This window comes from Kitasatospora sp. NPDC059648, assembly GCF_042734825.1.
Taxonomy (GTDB): domain Bacteria; phylum Actinomycetota; class Actinomycetes; order Streptomycetales; family Streptomycetaceae; genus Kitasatospora.
On the sequence record NZ_JBHWDU010000048.1, the window covers coordinates 1 to 23607 of the forward strand.

A 23607-nucleotide genomic window follows, 5' to 3' on the forward strand; every position below is an offset into this window, starting at 1 on the left:
AGCCCGGGGACGGGGTCGATCACCTCGACGGTGTGGCCGAGCGAGAGGTACACCTCGCGCAGCCGCTCCCACTGGAGCAGCGCCAGTTCGCGGTCCACCGGCTTCTCGGGGTGCATCCACGGGTTGATGGAGTACGTCACGTCGAAGTGCTGCGGACGACACATCAGGAGTCGGCGCGCGGTGGCCCTCCGGGCCGCCGGCCGTATCGGCTCGGGCTGAGTACCGCCACTGGACACAGGGATCTCCTCTGCGATGGTGGTTTCAGGAGAGGGCAAAGGGTGCCCGGTCGCCGTGCGGACCGCGGCGCCGGTGGGGGATCGCGAGGGCCCGGTCACGAAATGCCGTCATCGTCACGATCCTGACATGTCATCGGCAAGCCCACAATCACCGGACCCTAGCAGTCGACCTGCCCATTGTCCCGGGTGTTCATGCCACGAACGGCCGACTGGACTCCGCCGCTCCGCCCGGCCGGCGGGCTCTCCGCCGCCCGCGGCCCCGGCGACATAACGGGCACAACCGCTCTGTTACCCCTCCAACCGTCCCAGGGGGGATCAATGATCCGGGGCCTTGACTTCCCCGGGCGTAGTCAATAGCTTGCGCCGGAGTGCCCAGATGCCCCGAACCGCGCAATCACGACCCGGCATCGCCGAGCTCCACCGGAATTCCGGCGATCCGCGGGATGGAAAGGTCGGACCGCCGGATGACGAACCAGGACACCGGGACCGGAACGCCGGCCGAGGAACAGCACCCCACCCTCCGGGAGATTCCGCTCGCCCACCCCCAGGAACGCCTCTGGTTCCTGCACCAGCTCCATCCGGACGTGCCGGTGTACAACGAGCCGGCCGCCTACGGGATCACCGGCGAGCTCGACGTCCCGGCGCTCACGGAGGCGATCCGGGCGCTGGTCGGACGGCACGAGCCGCTCCGTACCGGATTCGCCGCCCGGGGGGACCGGCCGGTCCAACTGATAGCCGACGAACTGCCCTTCGAGCTCCCGGTGGAAAACCTCGGAACCGATGCCGGAGCGGTCCTGCGCCGGCTTTCCGAAGCCGCCTCGAAACCCTTCGACCTGAGCCGCCCCGGGCTTTTCGACATCCGGCTGGCGAAGCTGTCCGAAAACCACCACATCCTGTACCTCAACCTCCACCACCTCATCACGGACGGCCTCTCCGGCCGACTTCTGATCGATGAGATCGGCCGTTCCTATCTGAACGTGAAAACCGGTCGTCCGCCGGTTTCCGAGCCGCTCGCGGTGAGTTATTCACGGTATTCGGTGCAGCAGCGCGAGCGCCTCGCCGGCGCGGCAGCGGAAGCCGACCTGGCGCACTGGGAGTCGGTCCTGACCGGCGTTCCCGGCCTGCTCCGGCTGCCCACCGACCACCCGCGCGGAGCCACCCAGGACTTCACCGGGGCCGACGTCCGCTTCAAGCTCTCCGGTTCGTCCACGCAACGCCTCACCGAAGTCGCCAAGCAGCACAACGCGTCGCACTACATGGTCCTGCTCGCGGCGTTCAACCTCCTGCTGCACCGCTACTCCGGACAGCAGTCCCTCGTGGTCGGCACTCCGGTCGCGAACCGGCCGGGCGACGGCCTGGAACAGACCCTCGGATTCTTCGTCAACACCCTCCCGATCCGCAGCGACCACACCCCCGGGCAGACCTTCGCCGACTACCTGGGCGCCCTGCGCGAGACCTGCCTGGACGCCTTCGCCCACCAGGAGACCCCGTTCGACCACATCGTCCAACGCCTCGGACTGCAGGGCGAACTGAGTCACGCCCCGCTGGTGCAGACGGTCTTCGCGTACAACCACAGCCGGCACCGCCCGCAGCTCGCCGGTCTGGAGGTCCGCCCGCTCGACGTGCGCACCGCGACCGCCCGGTACGAGCTCGGCCTCTACCTGGACCGCTCGCCGCAGGGCGGTCTGGACGGCCGGTTGGAGTTCGCCACCGCGCTCTTCGACCGCACCACGGTGGCCCGGCTCGCCGAGAACTACCGGACGCTGCTCGACGGGCTGTTGGCCGACCCCGACCGGCCGCTGGAGGCGTACGAGCTCTGCTCGCCCGCCGAACGCGCCCTGATCGCCCGCTGGAACCGCACCGGGGCGGAGTTCCCGGACGAGCGCTGCGTGCACGAGTTGTTCGAGGCGCAGGCCGCCCGCACCCCGGACGCCGTCGCGGTGAGCGCGGCGGACGGCGAGCTGACCTACCGTGAACTGGACCGCCGCGCCTCGGCACTGGCCGCGCACCTGCGCGGGAGCGGGGTCGGCCCGGACCAGTGCGTCGGCGTGTTCGTCGAGCGCTCGGTGGCCCTGGTGGTGGCCCTGCTCGGCATCCTCAAGGCCGGCGGCGCCTACCTGCCGCTCGACCTGGCGGCGCCCCGCGCCCGGCTGGAGCAGATCCTGCGGGACGCCCGGGCCCGGGTGGTGCTGACCGGCGGCGTGCCGCTGGAGCCCTTCGACGGCATCGAGCCGATCGGCCCGCTGCCGGAGCCGGACCCGACGGACGGCCCCGGCCACTCCGGCTACCCCGAACAGGCGGCGCGTCCGGAGCACCTGGTCTCGGTGTACTACACCTCCGGCTCCACCGGAGCCCCCAAGGGCGTGGCCAACCGGCACCGCGGCTGGGTCAACCGGCTGACCTGGATGCAGCGCCGGCACGCCCTCCGCCCGGGCGAGACGGTGCTGCACAAGACCACCCTCACCTTCGACGACTCCGCCCTGGAGATCTTCTGGCCGCTGTCCGTCGGCGGCCGGGTGGCGGTGCTGCCGCCCGACCTGCACCGCGATCCGCAGGCCATCGTCGAGGCCCTGGCCCGGCACCGCTCGGTGTACCTCCAGGTCGTCCCCAGCATGCTCAACTCCGTGCTGGACGTGGTGGAGCAGCGCGGCGCCGCCGGGCTGGAGGCGCTGCGCGGCACCACCTCCAGCGGCGAGGCGCTGTCCCCCGGCACCGTGCGGCGGTTCCACGCGCTGATGCCCGGTGAGCTGCACAACACCTGGGGCGCCACCGAGGTCTCCATCGACTCCACCCACCACACCTGCACGGCCGAGGACGCCGAGGACCTCGCGGGCGCCGGACCGGTCAGCCTGGGCCGGCCGTTCGACAACAACACCGTGCACGTGCTGGACGCCTCGCTCCGGCCGGTCCCGATCGGCGTCGTCGGCGACCTGTACATCGGCGGCGTCGGCCTGGCCCGCGGCTACGCCAGCGACCCGGCCCGCACGGCCGCCGCCTTCGTCCCGCACCCCTCCCTGACCGGCGAGCGGCTCTACCGCACCGGCGACAAGGGGCTGCTGCGGCCGGACGGGCGACTGGAGTTCGTCGGACGCACCGACCACCAGGTCAAGATCCGCGGCATGCGGGTGGAACTGGGCGAGATCGAGGCGGTGCTGGAGGCCCACCCCGGGGTGAAGGAGGCGGTCGTCCTGGTCCACGAGGGCGAGAACGGGCTGCGCCGCCTGATCGCCTACCTGACCCCGCTGCGGCCCGACCGGCGGCCCTCCGCCGAGGAGGTGCGCGCCCACGTCGGACAGCGGCTGCCGGAGTACATGGTGCCCTCCTTCGTCACCGTCCAGGACCGCTTCGAGGTGAACACCAACGGCAAGATCGACCGCGGCACGCTGGCGCCCCCGGAGCGCCTGTTGGACGACGCCGAGGCCCCGGGCGAGCCCTGCGAGGGGCCGGTCGAGGCCTTCGTCGCCGACATCTGGCGCGACCTGCTCGGCCTGACCCGGATCGGGGCGCTGGACGGCTTCTTCGCCCTGGGCGGCAACTCCCTGGTCGCCACCCGGTTCGTCTCCCGGGTGCGCCAGCGGGCCGGCATCGACCTGCCGCTGATGTCGGTCTTCACCAAGCCGACGCTGCGCGAACTGAGCGCCGAGGTCCAGCAGTTGCTGGTACGCCGGCTGGAGGAGATGAGCGAGGCCGAGGCCGGGGAGCTGCTGCGGCAGCTGTCCTGAGCGCGGAGCCACCCGAGCGCGGGCAGACCCGACCGCCGGGCCGGCGGTCCGACCACTTCTCGACCACTTCTCGACCATGGGGGAGACCGACATGCCTGACGAGCGATCCGGCGTGGAACCCGTCGGCACGGGACCGACCGGCGCGGGACTGACCGGGCTCAAGCGCGACCTGCTGCGCCGGATCCTCTCCGGCGACGCCGCGCCCGATCCCGTCGACGGGCTGCGCCGCCGGCCCCGGGAGGGCCGGATCCCGGCCTCCGCGGCGCAGCGGCGGCTCTGGTTCATCGACCACCTGAACGAGTCCAGCACCTCCTACAACGTGCCGTTCGCGCTGCGGATCTCCGGCCCGCTGCGGGAGGACGCCCTGTGGTGGGCCTTCGACGAGCTCCTGGCCCGGCACGAGGCCCTGCGGACCACCTTCGGCTTCACCGGCGAGGAGCTGTTCCAGGAGATCGCGCCGTCCGTGCGGGTGGCCCGCAACCGCCACGACCTGCGGGGCCTGCCGGAGACGGAACGCGGGCGGGCGGCCGAGGAGCTGATCGCCGAGGAAGCCCGGCGCCCGTTCCGGCTGGACGGCGAACCGCTGCTGCGGGTGGTGCTGATCCGGGTGCGGGAGGAGCTCAGCCACGTCCTGGTCAACCTCCACCACATCGTCACCGACGGCTGGTCCGAGGGCATCCTGTTCCACGAGCTGGGCGTGCTCTACTCGGCCCGGGTGCGGGGTGTGGAGCCCGAACTGGCGCCGCTCGGGCTCCAGTACGCGGACTACACCGGCTGGGAGGCCGAACACTACGTCCGGGACCTGTACGAGCAGCAGCTCGGCTACTGGCGCGAGCGGCTCAAGGACGTCCCCGCCGGGCCCGCCCTGCCGACGGACCGGCCGCGCCCGGTCGAGCCGAGCATGCGCGGGGCCTCGGTGCCGGTCGCGGTGCCGTCCGACCTCCAGGCGGCCCTGCGGCGCTGGGGCGGCGGCGAACGGGCCTCGCTGTTCACCGGCGCCGTCACGGTGCTCGCCCAGCTGCTGCACCGCTACGGCGGCGAGGACACCGTGGTGATCGGCGTGCCGGTGGCCAACCGGGCCCGCCGCGAGCTGGAGCCGGTGGTCGGGTTCTTCTCCAACACCGTCGCCCTGCGGGTCGACCTCGCCGACCGGCCCACCCAGGCCGAGCTGCTGGACCGGGTCCGGACCGTCTCGGTGGAGGCGCTGTCCCACCAGAACGTCCCGTTCAACCAGGTCGTGGAGGCGCTCGGGATCCAGCGCGCCCCGGGCACCAATCCGGTCTTCCAGGTCATGTGCTCGGTCAACCAGGCCACCGCGCCGCCGGCCCTGGCGGACTGCGGGGTCGAGCTGGTGGACCTGGACAACGACACCTCCAAGTTCGACCTGGAGCTGGTCGTCACGTACGACCGGGACCGGGTCGACTGCCGCTTCGAGTACGCCACCGATCTGTTCGACCGGGCGACCGTGGAGCAGCTGGCCGGGCACTTCGAGCTGCTGCTGGCCGAGTTCCTGGCGCGGCCGCAGTCCCGCACCGGGGACCTCGCCCTGGGCGGCGACGGGCCCGGCGGGGTGCCCTCGGACGGGGTGGTGCTCACCGACCGGTACGGACAGCCGTGCCCGGTCGGCGTGTTCGGCGCCGTGACGGTCGCGGGCGTGCCGGACGGCCGCACCGCCCGGCAGCTGCGCGACGGCACCCTGGAGTACCGGGACGAACCCTCCGCCGCCGCCCCGGCGTCGGCGCCGGCCCCCGCGGCGGAGGCCCCGCGGACCGGCACCGAGCGGCGGCTGGCCGCGATCTGGAGCCAGGTGCTCGCCGGCGGGACGCCCGGCCGGGAGCAGGACTTCTTCCGTACCGGCGGCGACTCGCTGCTGGCCACCAAGGTGGTGGCCCGGGTGCGCCGGGCCTGGGGCGTCAAGCTGTCGGTCCGCCAGATGCTGCGCTCCCCCACCCTGGGCGCGCTGGCCGCCGAGATCGACCGGCTGGTCGCCGAGCGGGGCGCGGAACCGGCGCCCCAGCCGTCCGGGCCGGCCCCGGTGGCGCGTCCGGCGACGCTGCCGCTGTCGCTCGCCCAGCGCGGGATCTGGTTCAACAACCAGGTCGAGGGCCAGAGTTCCTACTACCACATGCCCTTGGCGCTGCGGCTGACCGGTCCGCTGGACCGGGCGGCGCTGCACGCGGCGCTCGGTGACGTGCTCGCCCGGCACGAGAGCCTGCGCACGGTGTTCCCGGTCCGCGACGGCGAGCCGTGCCAGGTGGTCCGGGAGCCGTTCGAGCCCGCGCTGCCGGTGCTTCCGGTCGAGGCCGGGGACCTCGACGGGGCGCTGCGCGAGGCCGCGGCCCGGCCCTTCGACCTGAGCGGCGAACCGCCAGTGCGGGCCTGCCTGTTCGAGGTCGGCCCCGACGACCACCTGCTGCTGATCGTGATCCACCACATCGCCTGCGACGGCCTCTCCTGGCAGCCGCTCTGCGAGGACCTGTCGACGGCCTACTCGGCCCGGAAGGTCGGGGCCGCGCCGCGCTGGGAGCCGCTGCCGCTGCAGTACCCGGACCACGCCCTGTGGCAGCACGAGGCGCTGGGCACTGCGACGGACCGTGACAGCGGGCTCGCCCGGCAGCTCGCGCACTGGACCGGGCGCCTGGCCGGGCTGCCCGAGGAACTGCCGCTCCCGACCGACCGGGTGCGCCCGGCCACCGCCGACTACCGGGGCGACACCGTGCCGCTGGCCGTCCCGGCCGCGCTGCACCGAGCGATCGGCGAGCTGGCCGGCTCCGCCGGGGCCAGCGTCCACATGGTGGTGCAGGCGGCGCTGGCCGCCATGTTGACCCGGCTGGGCGCGGGCGGGGACATCCCGCTGGGCACGGCGGTCGCGGGCCGCTCGGAGGAGTCCCTGGAGCGGCTGGTCGGCTGCTTCATCAACACCGTCGTGCTGCGCACCGACACCTCGGGCGACCCGAGCTTCGCGGCGCTGCTGGAGCGGGTGCGGGAGACCGACCTGGCCGCCTACGCGAACCAGGACGTCCCCTTCGACCTACTGGTGTCCGCACTGAACCCGGCCCGCCAGCCGGGCCGCAACCCACTGTTCCAGGTCCTGCTGTCGGTCGCCGGCCGGCCCGAGGCCTGCCCGGAGCTGGCCGGGCTCCGGGTGGAGCCGGTGCTGTTCGAACTGCCGGTCTCCCCCTTCGACCTGGACTTCTCGCTGGTCGAGCGGCAGGGCGCGGACGGCGGCCCGGCCGGGATGCTGGGGCACGTCACCTACAACACGGCGCTGTTCGACCGGCGGACCGTCGCAGCGCTGGCCGAGCGGTTCACCACCCTGCTCGCGTCCGCCGTCGCCGAGCCGGCCCGGCCGCTGTCCGAGTTGGAGCTGCTCCCGGCGGCCGAGCGCCGACGGATCGTGGCGGACTGGAACAGCACCGGCGAGGGCGTGCCCGCGGTGACGCTGGCGGCGCTGTTCGAGACCGCCGCCGCCCGGGCCCCGCAGGCGCTTGCCCTGGAGCACGGCGACACCCGGCTGACGTACCGGGAGCTCGGCGCCCGGGCCAACCGGCTGGCCCGGCTGCTGATCGGGCGCGGGATCGGCCCGGAGCAGTTCGTCGCCGTGGCGCTGCCGCGCGGCGTCGAGCTGGTGGTGGCGGTGCTCGCGGTGGCCAAGGCCGGGGCCGCGTTCGTCCCGGTCGACCCGGGCTACCCGGCCGAGCGGATCGCGTTCATGCTGGCGGACGCCGGTCCGGCCCTGGTGGTCACCACCTCGGACTCCGGGCTGCCGGAGACCGGGACGGCCCGGCTGGTGCTGGATGACGCCGCCACCGCGGAGCTGCTGGCCCGGCAGCCGGACGGCGATCCCATCGACGCCGACCGGACGGCCCCGCTCGACCCGCTCAGCCCCGCGTACGCGATCTACACCTCGGGCTCGACGGGTGTCCCCAAGGGCGCCGTGATGCCGCACACCGGTCTGCTCGCGCTGAGCGACCAGATGGCCGCGCGGCTGCTGATCGACCAGGGCTCCCGGGTGCTCCAGGTGTCCACGCCGAGCTTCGACGCCTGGGTGCTGGAGCTGCTGATGGCCTTCCCGATCGGGGCGGCCCTAGTGGTGGCCCCGCCGGGCCCGCTGGCCGGCGAGGACCTGGCGGAGTTCCTGCGCGAGCGGCGGATCACCCACGCCTTCCTCGCCCCGACCCGGCTGGCCACGCTGCCCCCGGTCGAGCTGCCCGCGCTGGTCGGCCTGGCCAGCGGCAGCGAGGTGCTGCCCGGCGACCTGGTCGGCCGCTGGTCGCCCGGGCGCCGGATGATCAACATCTACGGCGCCACCGAGTCCACCGTCATCTCCACCAGCACCGGCCCGCTCTCCGGCGACGGCGTGCCGACCCTGGGCGGGCCGAACCTGGACGCCCGGGTGTACGTGCTGGACGAGGCGCTGCGGCCGGTGCCGCCGGGCGTCCCGGGGCAGGCCTACCTGGCCGGCACCGGGCTGGCCCGCGGCTACCTGCACCGCCCCGCCCTGACCGCCGACCGATTCGTGCCCTGCCCGTTCGGGGCGCCGGGCGAGCGGATGTACCGGACCGGGGACGTGGTGCGCTGGACGCCGGACGGCGAGCTGCTGTTCGTCGGCCGGGCCGATGACCAGGTGAAGCTGCGCGGCCTGCGGATCGAGCTGGGCGAGGTCGAGTCGGCGGTCGGCTCGCACCCCGCGGTGGCGCACGCCGTCGCCGTGGTGAGCGGCTCGGCGACGGGCGACCGGCTGGTCGCATACGCCGTGCCGATGGCCGGGGCGGCGGTGGACGGCACGGCGCTGCGCGAGCACGCCGCCCGCACCCTGCCCGACTTCATGGTGCCCTCGACCGTGGTGGTGCTGGACGCGTTCCCGCTGCTGCCCAACGGCAAGGTCGACCGCGGTGCGTTGCCGGCCGCGCCGGAGCCCGAGGAGGAGTACACGGCGCCGCGCACGCCCGTCGAGGAGGCGCTCGCCGGGATCTGGCAGGACATCCTCGGGGTCGAGCGGATCGGCGTGCACACGGACTTCTTCCGGCTCGGCGGGCACTCCCTGATGGCCACCCGGATCCTGAGCCGGATCCGCTCCTCGCTGGGGGTCGCGGTCCCGCTGGTGCGGTTCTTCGAGCAGTCGACGATCGCCGGACTGGCCTCCGAGGTGGACCGGACCGGGCGGTCGGGCGCGGCGGAGCCGGCGGTGGTGCGACGCCGTCGTACCGTGCTGACCGACATCGCCCGGCCGGAGTGACCGGGCGGGCTCCGGAAACGACCGGACCGGCCCGCGGCGGGAGCTGCGGGCCGGTCCGTCGGTGTCGCGTCCGGGCGGGGGTCGTGCGGGGCGTGCGGGCTGTGCAGGGGCCGTACGGGGGCTCAGATGCCCAGGCGCTGCTTGACCTCGGCGAAGAACGGGATGTGCCGGTAGTCCTTGGCCTGCGGGTCGTAGTCGGTGTAGCGGTTGGTGAACTCCAGCAGCCCGGCGCGGACCCGGTCCAGCGGCTGGGTGCGGATCCTCCGCTCGATCGCCTGGATCTCGCCCAGGAAGGCGGCCAGCACCGCCGGCAGCTCCGGGGCCAGTTCGATCAGGCCGTCGCGCAGCCGGATGCCCCGGTGCTCCGTCAGGTAGCTGAACAGCAGCTGGGAGGCGACCGCGTCGTAGTTGGGACGCGGGATGCCCTCCACGGCGTAGCGCAGCAGTCGCTCGGCGAGGATGTACTCGTAGGCGGCCCGGGCCGGCTGCTCGGGCAGCTGCGCGTCGTCGAGGCAGACCAGCATGGCCGAGACGTCCACCCGGAGCTCCTCCAGCCCGGCCAGCGGCTTGAGCTTCTTCGCGTCCAGGAACTCCGGGATCGGCAGGTCGCCCTGCCGGTGATGGTACTCGTGCAGCCGGACCCACCAGGAGGAGGCGGCCTCGACGACGTCGTCGGGGGCGCCCTGGATCCGCGGGAAGCTCCCCGGTGCCATCACGGCGTCGATCATCTTCCGGGTGATCCGGTTGTGGCGCTCGACGAACTTGTCGATGAAGTAGAAGATCAGGTCGTCCGGGTCCTGCCGGCCGTCGAGATGGTTCTCCGGGAACAGGGCGACGACCACCCGGGACTCGAAGCCCTCCGACTTCGCGAGCAGGTTGACCGGCCGGGTGTTGCTGGCGTACCGGACGGCCAGGTGCGGGTCGCTCGGCAGGGTCCGGTACACCAGGTAGTCGAGCGACAGCCTGGGGAAGTACGAGGCGTCGAAGAACGAGAAGACGTGGTTGTCGCGCTCCTCGTTGATGTGCGCCTTGGTCGCGCGGAGCCGGGAGCCGTCCGGGCTGTCGCGCAGGTCGGCCAGGAAGGCTTGGACGATCGGCTCGCGGCTCAGCTCGGCGCTGTCCGCCAGCTCCTTGGCCAGCCGCTCCAGGAACACCGGGTCCCTCGGGTCTGCGACCGGCTGCAACCGGCGGCGCAGGGCGTTCACTTCGGCGATCACCGGCGCTACGGGGTCCACGACTGGTCCTCCTCTCCGCGCGGCCGGTCAGCCGGCCGGTGCGACGGTCAGGTGCGGGAACTCCGAGGTGGTGAGCATGACCCGGGCGCGCTGGACGGCGTTGAAGCCGGTGCCGTACCCCAGCCCGGTGAGGATCTCCCGGCCGGTCCGGCGGCCGTCCGCGGCCTCCTGGATCGCCTTGACCTCGGGCCAGGCGGGCCAGGAGGCCACCTCGGAGGCGTTCGGGTCGGGGTGGTACCCGCCGTCCCGGTCCAGGACGTGGCGGTGGCGCACGGCCTCCGGGCGGTCGAGCACGCCGTCCAGGAACATCCGGTTGCGCTCGGCGTCCGAGACCCTGGTGCCCGTGCCGGCGCGGTCGGGGCGCAGGTAGAACCAGAGCATCGGCGAGTTGTCCAGGTGCAGCAGGTTGACCAGCTGCCAGCGCGCCAGGTCCTCCAACCGCTCGTACGGGGCCAGCAGTTCGGGGTCGGTGAGGTCCAGGGTCCAGAGGAAGCGCCGGCGCATCTTGTCGAAGCCGTTAACCTTCGGGGCCTCCAGCAGCAGGCCGCACTCCCGGGCCAGCCCGGCCAGCGAGTCGACGTCGTAGGAGGTCTCGCAGGGGTTCATCCAGCGGTCCGCCCAGGCGGGTTCGGGGCTGCGCCGGGTGTCCTCCAGGTGCTTCGTCATGGTGCTCTCGACCTGGAGCGAGTCGGCCAGGCTCCGGGCCAGGGCGTACCGCTCGCGGTGGCCGTGCTCGGACTCGGGGGCCAGGATCCGCAGGGCCGCCTGGAAGGACTCGGCCTCCCGGCGGTGGAAGCGGTTGTAGACCATGAGTTCGAGCACGCCGTCGTCCCGCACCGCCGCGGACAGCCGCTCCAGGCAGCGCCGCGGCTCCGGGTTGTGGTGGATCACCCCGGTGCAGACGACCAGGTCGAACTCCCGGTCGTACCCGGCCCGGGTGATGCCCTGCCGCACCAGCCGCAGGTTGGTCACCCCGAGCTGCTCGGCGTTCTGCCGGCAGATGGCGAGCGACTCCGCGGAGACGTCGGTGCCGAGCACCTCGGCCGCGGGGAACTGGAGCGCCGTGATCAGCGCCTGGTTGGTCCCGCAGCCGGCGACCCAGATCCGGCGGATCGGCCCGAGGTCGGCTCGGCCGGTCTCCTGGCGGATCAGGGCGGCGTGGAAGTCCGGGTCGCTCATCCGGTCGAAGTAGACCGGCTTCCACGGATAGGGGAACGTCCCGTAGAACTCGGAGACGGTGGTCTCGTGCCCGATCAGCCCGTGCGGCGTCGACACTGTGCTACTCCCATTCGCTCAGGGTTGCGGTGCGGATCGGCGGCCGATCAGATCAGGGTCACCGAGCGGTCGAGCAGGGACAGCGCTCCGATGCCCACCCGCAGGCCGTCGTTGGCGTGGGTCAGGCTCGCCGACCGGAGGTCGCGGAAGTGCCGCTCCAGCGGGATCGGGGCGTCCTGGAGGTAGCCCAGCCGAAGACCGCCCAGCTGCACCATGTTGTCGACCGCCCGGAAGGCCAGGTCGGAGGTGGCCACCTTGAGGGCGTTGAGCTGGAGTTGGGTCCGCGGGTGGGCCAGCGAGCGGCCCTCGGCCCGGGCCAGGTCGACCTCCTCGCGGACCCGGGTGAGGTAGGCGCTGGCGAGTTCGAGGTCCACCCGGATCCGGGCGAGCCGCTCGTGGAAGAGGTCGGAGGCGCCGTCGGCCCGGCCGGACTTCCAGAGGAAGCGCACCAGTTCGCTCAGCGCGCCGCGGGCGGCGCCCAGCCAGCAGGCGGCCCAGGCGATGTGCGAGACCGGGATCATGCTCTCCCGCGCCACGTCGGCGAAACGGCCGGAGCCGCCGATGACGTTCCGGGCCGGGGCGCTGCCCTTGATGGCCATCCCGACGCTCTCGGTGGCCCGCATGCCGAGCGCGTTCCACTCGCCGGTGGTCGCCAGTTCCAGGTCACCGCGGTCGGCGTAGACCAGCGAGACCTCGTGCTCCGAGGCCTCCGCACCGGCCCGCATGCTGATCAGGTAGCCGTCGGCGTGCGCGCCGCCGGTCACCACCGGGGCGATCCGGTCGATGCCGACCCGGTCGCCCTCGGGGACCAGCGGGCTGTGGGCGGTGAACAGACTGGCGCCCCGGCCCTGTTCGCTGGTGACGGAGGCGATGAAGAGCTCCTCCGCGCCGATCCGGGTGAGCAGGTCGGCCTTGAGCTCCGCACTGCCGTACCGGACCACCGCGTCGACGTGCGACACGTGCATCGCCCAGATCTGGGCCGTGGACAGGCAGGCGCCGGCCAGTTCCTGGGCGACCTCGGTCCACAGCCGCGTGGAGGCGCCGGAGCCGCCGTACTCCTCCGGGACGGTCAGGCTGAGCAGCCGGTGCTCGCGCAGGGTCTCCAGCGACGCGGCCGGGAAGGCCGCGAGCCGGTCCGACTCGGCGGCCTGTTCACGCAGGACCGGCAGGATCCCGGCCACGATCTCGGCCGCGGCCGCCGACATCAGCCGTCCTTCCGAACCGCGTGGCCCGCCTGCGCGAGGGTTTCGGAAACCTCGGCCCACAGCGTGGCGGGTGTCGCGAAGATCTGGAAGTTGAGCAACTCGAAGGCGAACTCGACGTCGTACTCACGCTCCAGCTGCATCATCAGCTGGACGATTCCGATGGAGGTGAGACCGGCTCCCGAGAGATCCAGGTCCGGAACCAGTTCGGCGCCACCGGAAATCCCGGGGACGACCTTCAGGAGGACTTTCTCGAAACGGTCGTCCCATGGCCTGCTCACGGTGTTGCCCCTCCCGCTGTACGGAAAACCATCGCTGCTACCGGTGAATCCGGCTGAATTCGGCCACGCGATTCAGGACGCGTCGGCCGGCGACCTCGACGGGGATTTCAGGAGGTCTCGCCGGCCATTGCCCGGCGCAGGCTGAGCGGACGCATGTCGGTCCAGACCTCGGCGATGTGGTCGAGGCATTCCTGCTTGGTCCCGGTGAACCCGGGCGCGGTCCAACCGGCTGGCGGGGTGCCGTCCGCAGGCCAGACCGAGTACTGCTCCTCGTGGTTGACGACGACCTGGTAGGACCGGAGGTCCTCGTCGCTCTGCTCGCTCACGTGTCCCTCTTTCCGATCAAGGCCTGCCCCCGCACACCCGTCGACACGTATTTCCGCCCGGGTTCCTCATCGGCCGATCGAACGGCCGGGCAATCCGGCGACAGCGGGCCCATCGCCTCACGGCGGCCATAAGTCCGGTTCCGGGCAGGGGCTTCGATGCCAATGATCCTCTCCGCGTCCCACCCCGCTGTCAATGGCCGGAAGAGAAGTAGGGACGCCCGGACCGGGCTCCGCCCGAGCCGATATCCATACCCGCCCCAACCGGGACAGAAGCGAACTATTCCCACCCGCCGCTCCAACTCCCCGGCACACCCGGAAAACGGCTGTTGACAGGAGCATCGCCAACGCTAAGATCGACTTGGATCGACTTAGTGACTGCCGTCTGCGCACCGGAAGACCATATCGACGCCGCCCCCACCTCGCGGCCGATAAATGGGATGAAGAAAGGTCACGGCGCTTTGAGCAGCAATGAAAGCCCCAGCCCGGGCACGGTCGAGCAGGACGCCTTTCCGGCAGCCAAGGCGCAGGAGCAGCTGTACTTCGTGCAGCAGGTCATCGGCGACTCCCCCGCCTACCACGTCCCGGTCGTCTTCGCCCTGACCGGCCGGCTCGACGCAGCGGCCCTGGGACGCGCGGTGCGCCGGGTGGCCCGGCGGCACGAGGCGCTCCGGACGCACTTCACCCTCGGCGACGACGGACTCCGGCAGGTGGTCACCGATCGGCCCGCCGACTGGCGGATCGTCGACTGTGCGTCCGAGGGCGAACTGAACGCCCTGCTGCGGTCGGAGACCGACCGGCCGTTCGACCTGGAATCGCCCCCGCTGTTCCGCGCCGCCCTGCTGCGGCGCGACGAGCAGACCGCCCTCCTGGTGCTGACCATGCACCACATCGTGTGCGACGGATGGTCCCTGGGCATCGTGGTCGACGAACTGTTCCGCCACTACGACGCGTTCGCGGCCGGGCAGGACCTCGCCCTGCCGGCACCCGACTTCCAGTACGGCGACTACGCCGACTGGCAGCGCGCCTGGCTGCGCAGCCCCGCCGCCGAGAAGCACCTCGACTTCTGGTCCCGGGCCCTCGGCGGCGAACTGCCGGTCCTGGAACTGCCCGGTGACCGGCCGGCCGGCACCCCGGCCCCCGGCCACGGCGGCGGCCTGCTCACCTTCCCGCTGGAACCCGAACTGCTGGACGGCCTGCACGCGTTGGCCACCACCACCCGCAGCACGCTGTTCACCGTGCTGCTCGCCGCGTACAAGGTCCTGCTCAGCCGGTACACCGGGGTCGAGGACGTCATCGTCGGCAGCCCGGTGGCCAACCGCAGCCGGATCGAGTTCGAGCGGACGGTCGGCTTCTTCGTCAACATGGTGGCGATCCGCACCGACCTCGGCCCGGCCGTTCCCGGGCCGGTGGGGCCAGGGGCGGCCGGTCCGAGCTTCCGCGAACTGCTGCCCCGGGTGCGCACCGCCGCCCTGCAGGCCCAGGACCACCACGAGCTCCCCTTCGAGTCGGTCGTCCAGCTGGTCAACCCGCGCCGCGACCCCGGCCACGACCCGGTCTTCCAGGCCCTGTTCATGCTGGACGACACCACGACCGAGCCGCCCGCGGCGGAGGGGCTGGAGATCGTCCCGGTGCCGGTCCACTCCGGCACCGCCAAGTTCCAGCTCTCCCTCCAGGTGAACGAGCACGACGACCGGCCGGGCTTCGAACTCGAGTACCGCACCGACCGGTTCACACCCGAGTGGGCGCAGCGCTTCGCCGGGCACTACGCCCGGCTGCTGCGCCTGGTGGTCGAGCAGCCCGACCGCCCGCTCGACGAGCTGTTCGAACTCCCGGCGGCGGAGCGCGCCCCGGTCCGGGCGGACGGCCCTGGCCACGCCCCTGGCAGCGTCCGGCAGGACGGTGAGGACGGTGAGGACGGCTGGGACGACGGCTGGGGCGACGGCTGGGGCGACGAGGACACCCCGTACGTGGCACCGCGCGACGAGGACGAGCGGATCCTGGCCGAGGTCTGGCAGGAGGCGCTCGGCCGCAGCGACATCGGCATCGACCACAACTACTTCGAGGTCGGCGGCGACTCGATCCTCAGCATCCAGATCCTCTCCCGGGCCCGCCGGCACGGCCTGCGGTTCGAACTGCGCGACCTCCTGGTCGCCCAGACGATCCGCGAGCTGACCCCGCTGGTGACCCGCACCGCCCCCGAGGCCGAAGCGGCCCTGGAGCCCTTCGACCTACTGACGGCCGGCGACCGGGCCCGCCTGCCGGACGGCCTGGCGGACGCCTATCCGCTCACCTCGCTCCAGGCCGGCATGCTGTACCACAGCGAGCTGGACGCCGTGCACCGCGCCTACCACGACGTCGCCGGGTACCACCTGCGCGGCCCGTACTCACCGCCGGCCTGGCGCTCCGCCGTCGCCGCCCTGCTGGAGCGTCACGAGCTGCTGCGCACCTCCTTCGCCCTGCGCGACCTCAGCGAACCGGTCCAACTGGTGCACCATCAGGTCGCCGAGCCGCCGGTCACCTTCGAGGACCTCGGCGCGGTGCCCGCCGACGAGCAGCCGGAGGCGCTGCGCCGCCACTACGCGTGGGAGCGCGAGCACCCCTTCGACTGGGAGCGCCCACCGCTCATCCGCTTCCACGTGCAGCGCCGCTCGGCCGACACCTTCCAGCTCTGGGTGGTCGAGCACCACGCGATCCTGGACGGCTGGAGCGGCCGACAGCTGCTGACCGAACTCCTGGAGCTCTACCTCCAGGCCCTCGGACGGAGCGCCCGGGAGCTCCCCCCGCCGCCGCTCGCCCGGTTCCGCTCGCTGGTCGCCCTGGAGCGCGAAGCCGTCGCCGACCCCGCCCAACGTGCCTTCTGGCGTCAACAGTTGGACGGGATGACGGCGCTGCGGCTGCCGCGCACCGCCCCCGCCGGCGGGGTGCCGGACCTGGTGATGACCGAGTACGAGCTGCCCGAGCAGCTCTCCGCGGACCTGCTGCGGACGGCCGCCGAACTCGGCGTCCCGGTCCGGATCGCGCTGCTGGCCGCCCACCTGCGGGTGCTGGCGCTGCTCGGCGGCACCGAGGACGTGGTCTCGGGCGCCGTCTACAACGGCCGGATCGCCGAGGAGGACGGGGAGCGGGTCGTCGGCCTGTTCCTGAACACCCTGCCGGTGCGCGCCCGGATCACCGACCGCACCACCTGGGCCTCGCTGGTCGCCGACGTCGCCGCGACCGATCTCGCGCTCCAGCCGCACCGCCGGCTCCCGCTCGCCACCATCCAGCAGGACGCCGGCGGCGGGCCGCTGTTCGAGACCTTCTTCAACTACACCCACTTCCACGCGCCCGACGAGGGCACCGCCGGGGAACTGGAGATCCTCGACGAGTTCGGCGTGGTGCCGACCAACTTCCCGTTCGGCGTGGAGTTCATGCGCGACGCCCGGACCGGGCGGATCCGCCTGGGACTGCGGTACGACGCCGCACAGTTCGGCACCGAGGAGATCGACCGCTGGGCCGGCTACCACCTGACCGCGTTGCGCTCGCTGGCCGAGCAGCCCGGGGCGGGCATCGGCCGGACGGAGCTGCCGTCCCCCGCCGAGCTGGCGCAGCTCGACCGCTGGAACGACACCGCGACCACGTACCCCCGGCCGCACCTGCTGCACGTCCTGGTCGAGGAGCAGGCCCGGCTGACCCCGGACCGGATCGCGGTGGTCTTCGACGGCGGCACGCTCTCCTACCGGGAGCTGGATCGCCGGGCCGACGCCCTGGCCCACCGGCTGGTGGACCGCGGGGTGAAGCCCGGCGACCGGGTCGGGGTGTGCCTGGAGCGCTCTACCGAGCTGGTGGTCGCACTGCTGGCGGTGCTCAAGGCGGGCGGCGCCTACCTGCCGATCGACCCGGAGCACCCGGTCGCCCGGATCGGCACGATGGTGGCGGAGGCGGCACCGGCCCTGGTGCTGACCACGACTGCGCTCGCCGAACGGGTGGAGCCCTCCGGCGCGGCCGCCGAAGCGGTGGATGCCCGAACCGCCGAGACCGGGACGCCCGCCGGCGGCCCCCGGGTGACGGTCGACCCGAACGCCCCGGCCTACCTGATCTTCACCTCCGGTTCCACCGGCGTCCCCAAGGGCGTCGTGGTCTCGCACCGGGCGATCTGCAACCGACTGCTGTGGATGCAGGAGGAGTTCGGCCTCACCGAGGCGGACCGGGTGCTGCAGAAGACTCCGTACACCTTCGACGTCTCCGTCTGGGAGTTCTTCTGGCCGCTGATCCAGGGCGCCCGGCTGGTCGTCGCCGCTCCCGGCGCCCACCGGGAGCCGGAGGAGCTGGCGCGGCTGATCCGCGAACAGTCGGTGACCACCGTCCACTTCGTGCCCTCGATGCTCCGGGTCTTCCTGGACCACGCGGACCCGGCGGACTGCGCGAGCCTGCGCCTGGTGGTGTGCAGCGGCGAGGCCCTGCCCGCGGACCTGCGGGACGCCCACCACGAGCGCCTCGACGCGGAACTGGTCAACCTCTACGGCCCGACCGAGGCCGCCGTCGACGTCACCTGCTGGCGCTGCCGCCCCGGCGACGGTGCGGCGGTGCCGATCGGGCGTCCGATCGCCAACATCCGGATCCACCTGCTGGACGCCAGGATGAACCGGGTGCCGGTCGGCGTGACCGGCGAGCTGTACATCGGCGGCGTCGGCCTGGCCGACGGCTACCACGGCCGCCCGGACCTCACCGCCGAGCGCTTCGTCGACCACACCTGGCCGGACGGCGGCACCGAACGCCTCTACCGCACCGGGGACCTCGCCCGACGCCTGCCGGGCGGCGAGATCGACTACCTGGGCCGGGCCGACCAGCAGGTGAAGGTCCGCGGCATGCGGATCGAACTGGGCGAGATCGAGGCCGCGCTGACCCGCCACCCGGACGTCCGCGAGGCGGCCGTGGTCCTGCGCGGGCAGCGGCTGGCGGCGTACGTGGCGGCCCCGGCGGCCGTCACCGGCGACGCCCTGGCCGAGTACCTCGGCGACACCCTGCCCGAGTACATGGTGCCGAGCGTATGGACGCGGCTGGAACGGCTGCCGCTGGCCTCCAACGGCAAGGTGGACCGCAAGCTCCTCCCGGAGCCCGGTCCGGCCGCCCCGGCCGGGGAGCGGACCCCCGCGCCGCCGGTCACCGACGTCCAGCGCCGGCTGGTCCGGGTCTGGGAGGAGACCCTCGGGGTCAGCCCGATCGGCATCCACGACAGCTTCTTCGCGCTCGGCGGCCACTCCCTGGTGGCGCTCAACCTGGCCATGCGGATCCGACGCGAGTTCGGCCGCAAGCTCCCCGTCGCGGAACTCCTGACGCACAACACCGTCGCCCGGCTGGCCCCGCTGGTGACGGCGCCGGAGTCCGTCGACGAGGACCCGGCCCGGCTGCTGCCGATCCGCCGGGTCGGGGACGGTGCACCGCTCACCCTGGTCCACCCGGTCGGCGGCGGCGTGTTCTGCTACCTCCCGCTGGCCTCCCAGCTGCGACCGGGCCGGCCGGTGTACGGGATCGTCTCGGAGGGCCTGGTCTCCGGCAGCGTGGCCCACCTGTCGGTGGAGCGGATCGCCGAGAGCTACGTCGACCTGCTGGTGGCCAAGCAGCCGAAGGGCCCGTACCACCTGGCCGGCTGGTCCTTCGGCGCGGTGCTGGTCTTCGAGATGGCCTGTCAGCTGCGCCGCCGGGGTGCCGAGGTCGGCTCGCTGAGCATGATCGACGCGGCCTACCCGGGCCAGTTCGACGAGAGCCTGCGCGACGAGGACCTCGCGCTGCTGGTCTTCGTCGACGTGCTGCGGGCCGCCGGGATGGCCGTCCCGGAGCACGACGACGCGGAGTGGGCGGCGGCCCTCGCCGAGTTCCCGACGATCCACCGGAAGCTGCGCTGGCTGGTGAGCCGGCTGCCCACCGCGGCGGACGGCAAGGCCGCCGAACTGGAGCAGTGGGAGGCCTACTTCAAGGTCTTCACCACCAATCTCACCGCGCACAACGACTACCGGCCGGGCCGCTACCCGGGCGACGTGGTCTACATCGAGGGCCTGGACGGCGGCGCCATCGGCAGTGCCGGCGCCTGGCGGGCCGCGGTGGACGGCCGGTTCAGCGCGCACACCATCCAGGCCAGCCACTACGACATCCTCCAGCAGCCGCACGTCCGGCAGATGGCCCTGCTGGTGGACCGGGCCCTGGACGGATCCCTGGACGGGGCGCTCGACGGGGCGCTCGACTCCGCCGCGGACGGGACGCCCCGGTGAACGGCGCCGTGGACCGCGTGCGCACCGGCGCCGAGCTGGTGATCCCCGCGCGCCACAACGGACCGGACGGCTCGGCGCACGGCGGCTACGCCTGCGCCCGGATCGTCGCCCTCGCCGACGGCCGGCACGGCCCCGACCCGGCGGTGACCCTGCTGGCCCCGCTGCCGCTGGACACCCCGCTGGAGTTCCGGCCCGGCGAGCGCCGGTCCGGGCTGTGGCGGGGCGCCGAGCTGGTGGCCACCGTCACCCGGGCCCGGGACGGCCTGCCGTTGCCGCCGCCGGTCGGGCTCGCGGCGGCCCGCGCCGCCGCCGCCGGCTACCTGGGCCGCACCGGCCACCCGTTCCCCCGCTGCTGGGCGTGCGGGCCGGAGCGGGCCGAGGACGGCCTGCGGCTGTCCCCCGGCCCGGTGGCCCCGGGCACGGTGGCCTGCACCTGGACCCCGCGCGGCGCCCCCGGCACGGCCGTACCGGCCGAACAGGTCTGGGGCGCGCTCGACTGCCCGGGCGGCTGGGTGACCGACCCGCGCGCCCGCCCGATGGTGCTCAGCCGGATGACGGCCGGGCTCAGCGGGCCGGTGCGGGCCGGCCGGGAGTACGAGGTGGTGGCCGCCCGGCACGCGACCCACGGGCGGACGGTGGTCAACCTCACCGCCCTGTACGACGCGGACAGGCGGCCGCTCGCGCGGGCCACCGCGCTGTGGACGGAGGTCTGACCGCCCGACGGCCCCACCGCCCGACGACACGCCAGTTGCCCACGAAACCGGGCCCGTGACCGGCACGGTCCGGACCGCCCCGAAGGGACAGTTGATCAGCCCATGGCCACGGTAGACACCGCAGTGGTCCCCACCGGGGGCCTGACGTCCGTGTGCGACCGCTTCGCGTCCGTCGCGCGCGACCGGGCCGGCGCCACCGCCGTCCGGTCCGGCGACACCCGCCTGTCCTACCGGGAGCTCGACACCCGGGCGGAGGCCCTCGCGGCCCGGCTCCGGGCCGTCGGCGTGCGGCGCGGCGACCGGGTCGGGGTGCGCGTCGACCGCTCGGCGGAGCAGGTGACCGCCCTGCTCGGCGTGCTCAAGGCCGGGGCCGCGTACGTCGCGGTCGACCCGCAGGACCCACCCGCCCGGTCCTCCGCCCTGCTCGCCGACGCCGGCGCCCGGGCGGTGCTGGCCGGTCCGGACCTCGCCCTCACCGTGCTCACCGACGCCGCCGCGAGCGGGCCCGACACGGCCCCCGGCCCCGAGGACACCGCCTACGTCGCGTACACCTCCGGCTCCACCGGCCGCCCCAAGGGCGTCTGCGTCCCGCACCGGGCCGTGCACCGCCTGGTGGTCGGCGGCGACCCGCTGGACCTCCGCCCCGAGGACGTCTTCCTGGCGCACGCCCCGATCGCCTTCGACGCCTCCACCCTGGAGATCTGGGGCGCCCTGCTGAACGGCGCCTGCCTGGTCGTCGCGCCGCCCGGGCCGCTCGGGCCGGGCGAGTTGACCGAGCTGGTCCGCGCGGCCGGGGTCACCGTGCTGTGGCTGACCGCCGGCCTGTTCCACCAGGTGGTCGAGACCGGGCTCCCCCCGCTGCCGGCGCTGCGCTACCTGGTGGCCGGCGGCGACGTCCTCTCCCCCGCCCACGTCGACCGCGCGGCCGCCGCGCTGCCGAACGGCATCGTGGTCAACGGCTACGGGCCGACCGAGAACACCACCTTCACCTGCTGCCAGCCGGTGCGCGAACCCCTGGACGGGCGCCCGGTGCCGATCGGACGGCCGATCGGCGGCACCGTCGTGCACGTGCTGGATGAGCGGCTGCGGCCGGTGCCCGCGGGCGGGACCGGCACGCTCTTCGCCGCCGGCGCGGGCCTGGCCCACGGCTACCTCGGCCGCCCCGACCTGACCGCCGAACGCTTCCTCCCGGACCCGTTCGCCGCCGAACCGGGCGCGCGGATGTACGACACCGGCGACCGGGTCCGGCAGGCCCCGGACGGCACCCTCGAATTCCTCGGCCGCACCGACACCCAGGTCAAGCTCCGCGGCTTCCGGGTCGAACTCGGCGAGGTCGAGGCGGCCCTACGCGCCCACCCCGACGTCCGCTCCGCCGTGGTGGTGCTCCAGCAGCGGGCCGACGGCGACCGCCGGCTCGCCGCCTTCTACCAGGGCGAGGTCGAACTGCTCTCCGCCGAACTGCGGGCCGGCCTCGCCGCCGAACTGCCGCGCCACCTCGTCCCGACCACCTTCACCTGGCTGGAGACCCTGCCACTGACCCCCAACGGCAAGGTCGACCGCACTGCCCTGGGGCAGCGCCGCGGCCGCGAGCGCGAGGACGTCGGCAGCGAGCACCGGCCCCCGCGCGGGGCCGCCGAGGAGTGGCTGACCCGGCTGTGGGAGGAGGTCATGGAGATCGACGGGATCGGCGCCGACGACGACTTCTTCGAACTCGGCGGCCACTCGCTGATGGCCACCCGGATCACCAGTGAGATCTCCGCCGAGACGGACCTGCTGATCACCGCCCGGACCTTCTACGAGAACCCGACCGTGGCCGAGCTGGCCCTGCGGGTCGTCGAGGCCGCGGCCGAGGAGGGCGTCGAGCCCGAGGTGCTGCGCGAGCACGACGGGGCCGGCCGATGAGGATCACCGCACAGCCCCGCCCGGAGCGGATCGACCCGGACTCGGTGGACCTCGGCGACCCGGCCTTCTACGCCGAGGGCGATCCGCACCCGGTCTGGACGGCCATGCGCCGGGAGGCACCGGTGCACCGCCGGACCCTCCCGGACGGCCGGTCCTTCCTGTCGGTGACCCGGCACGCCGACGTCAGCGCCGTCCTGCGCGACCACACCCGCTTCACCTCCCGCCGGGGCACCATGCTGTCGATCCTCGGCGAACGCGACCCGGCGGGCGACAAGATGATGGCCGCCTGCGACCCGCCGGTGCACGGCGCACTGCGCGAGCCGATGGCCCGGGTGCTCTCCTTCGCCCGGCTGCGCCCACGCCAGGAGGCGATCCGGGGCCTGGTGCGCACCCTGCTCCAACCGCTCGCCGACGGCGGCCCGCTGGACCTCGCGGCGGCCGCCACCGGCTTCCCGATGGCCTTCACCGGTGCCCTGATGGGGCTGCCGGAGCAGGACTGGGAGTACCTGGCCCGGCTCACGACCATGGCCGTCGCCCCGGAGGACGCCGCCTTCCACCAGGTCGGCGGGGGCGCCAAGCTGGTCCGCGCGCACCACGAGCTGTTCGCGTACTTCGCCGAGCAGGCCCGCTCCCGCGGCCCCCGCGACGACCTGGTCGGCTTCCTGCGGAGCATGCCGGTCGGGGACCGCACCATGCGCCGCGAGGAGCTCGTCTACAACTGCTACAGCCTGCTGCTGGGCGCCAACGTCACCACCCCGCACGCGATGGCCGCGACCGTCCTGGCCTTCACCGAGCACCCGGAGCAGTACCGCCGGATCGGGGACGGCGCCGCCACCGTCGAGGACGCGGTGGAGGAGGGCCTGCGCTGGTCCTCCCCCGCCAACCACTTCATGCGCTACAGCGTGGTCGACACCGAGCTGAGCGGCGTTCCGGTCCGGGCCGGCGAAGCGGTGGTGGCCTGGCTCGGCTCCGCCAACCGGGACGAGCGGGTCTTCGCCGACCCCTTCGCCTTCGACGTGTCCCGCTCCCCCAACCGCCACCTGGCCTTCGGCTTCGGCCCGCACTACTGCATCGGCGCCCCGCTGGCCCGGATCGCGCTGCGGGTCTTCTTCCAGGAAGTGGTGCAGCTCGTCGAGGAGTTCGAGCTCACCGGCCCGGTCGAACACCTGCGGTCGAACTTCGTCGCCGGGATCAAGAGCCTGCCGGTAACCGCCAAGCTGCGCTGAGC

The 23607-nt window shown here is 73.5% G+C and carries 11 protein-coding genes and 1 pseudogene; 6 read left to right on the forward strand and 6 right to left on the reverse strand.

Annotation, left to right across the window (positions count from 1 at the left end; genetic code table 11):
* Positions 1-164: pseudogene (locus tag ACFV1W_RS24965) on the reverse strand (amidinotransferase); the annotation flags it as partial.
* Positions 165-700: 536 nt separating this feature from the next.
* On the opposite strand from ACFV1W_RS24965, the gene ACFV1W_RS24970 reads away from it, so the two are divergent.
* Positions 701-3958, forward strand: coding sequence for an amino acid adenylation domain-containing protein (locus tag ACFV1W_RS24970; protein ID WP_380419457.1), 3258 nt, complete (start codon positions 701-703; stop codon positions 3956-3958).
* A 91-nt stretch (positions 3959-4049) separates the two neighbouring features.
* Entirely contained in the window at positions 4050-9197 is a 5148-nt protein-coding gene (locus ACFV1W_RS24975) for an amino acid adenylation domain-containing protein (protein ID WP_380419458.1), read from the forward strand.
* A 122-nt stretch (positions 9198-9319) separates the two neighbouring features.
* On the opposite strand, the gene ACFV1W_RS24980 is transcribed toward ACFV1W_RS24975, so the two are convergent.
* The 5 genes from ACFV1W_RS24980 to ACFV1W_RS25000 all read right to left on the reverse strand — a co-directional run bounded on the left by ACFV1W_RS24980 (position 9320) and on the right by ACFV1W_RS25000 (position 13516).
* Complete coding sequence (locus ACFV1W_RS24980; protein WP_380419459.1) at positions 9320-10432, reverse strand: DUF6421 family protein; 1113 nt, start codon at positions 10430-10432, stop codon at positions 9320-9322.
* A 27-nt stretch (positions 10433-10459) separates the two neighbouring features.
* Positions 10460-11707 carry a class I SAM-dependent methyltransferase gene (locus tag ACFV1W_RS24985; protein WP_380419460.1) on the reverse strand — a complete coding sequence of 416 codons (1248 nt, stop codon included), beginning with the start codon at positions 11705-11707 and terminating at the stop codon, positions 10460-10462.
* Between the two features lie 47 nt (positions 11708-11754).
* Positions 11755-12912 (reverse strand): acyl-CoA dehydrogenase family protein, encoded by a 1158-nt coding sequence (locus ACFV1W_RS24990; protein WP_380419461.1) that lies wholly within the window; start codon positions 12910-12912, stop codon positions 11755-11757.
* Complete coding sequence (locus tag ACFV1W_RS24995) at positions 12912-13190, reverse strand: phosphopantetheine-binding protein (RefSeq protein WP_375890467.1); 279 nt, start codon at positions 13188-13190, stop codon at positions 12912-12914. The genes ACFV1W_RS24990 and ACFV1W_RS24995 overlap by 1 nt, the downstream gene beginning before the upstream one ends.
* Before the next feature lie 107 nt (positions 13191-13297).
* Positions 13298-13516, reverse strand: a complete 219-nt coding sequence (locus tag ACFV1W_RS25000; protein WP_380419462.1) for an MbtH family protein — start codon at positions 13514-13516, stop codon at positions 13298-13300.
* A gap of 458 nt (positions 13517-13974) precedes the next feature.
* Here ACFV1W_RS25000 and ACFV1W_RS25005 point away from each other — a divergent pair, with 458 nt between their 5' ends.
* From ACFV1W_RS25005 to ACFV1W_RS25020, 4 genes are all read left to right on the forward strand, one after another.
* The gene (locus tag ACFV1W_RS25005; protein ID WP_380419463.1) at positions 13975-19764 is read left to right on the forward strand and encodes an amino acid adenylation domain-containing protein; all 5790 of its coding nucleotides are present in this window, start codon (positions 13975-13977) and stop codon (positions 19762-19764) included.
* Positions 19761-20477, forward strand: coding sequence for a hypothetical protein (locus tag ACFV1W_RS25010; RefSeq protein WP_380419464.1), 717 nt, complete (start codon positions 19761-19763; stop codon positions 20475-20477). The genes ACFV1W_RS25005 and ACFV1W_RS25010 overlap by 4 nt, the downstream gene beginning before the upstream one ends.
* A 102-nt stretch (positions 20478-20579) precedes the next feature.
* Positions 20580-22379 carry a non-ribosomal peptide synthetase gene (locus ACFV1W_RS25015; protein WP_380419465.1) on the forward strand — a complete coding sequence of 600 codons (1800 nt, stop codon included), beginning with the start codon at positions 20580-20582 and terminating at the stop codon, positions 22377-22379.
* Complete coding sequence (locus ACFV1W_RS25020; RefSeq protein WP_380419466.1) at positions 22376-23605, forward strand: cytochrome P450; 1230 nt, start codon at positions 22376-22378, stop codon at positions 23603-23605. Before ACFV1W_RS25015 ends, ACFV1W_RS25020 begins: the two co-directional genes overlap by 4 nt.
* Positions 23606-23607: the final 2 nt, after the last annotated feature.

Bases quoted from the DNA above. Each gene is read 5' to 3' on its own strand.
- ACFV1W_RS24970 (WP_380419457.1), top strand. From the start codon at position 701: ATGACGAACCAGGACACCGGGACCGGAACGCCGGCCGAGGAACAGCAC.
- ACFV1W_RS24990 (WP_380419461.1), bottom strand. From the start codon at position 12,912: ATGTCGGCGGCCGCGGCCGAGATCGTGGCCGGGATCCTGCCGGTCCTG.
- ACFV1W_RS24975 (WP_380419458.1), top strand. From the start codon at position 4,050: ATGCCTGACGAGCGATCCGGCGTGGAACCCGTCGGCACGGGACCGACC.
- ACFV1W_RS25015 (WP_380419465.1), top strand. From the start codon at position 20,580: ATGGCCACGGTAGACACCGCAGTGGTCCCCACCGGGGGCCTGACGTCC.
- ACFV1W_RS25020 (WP_380419466.1), top strand. From the start codon at position 22,376: ATGAGGATCACCGCACAGCCCCGCCCGGAGCGGATCGACCCGGACTCG.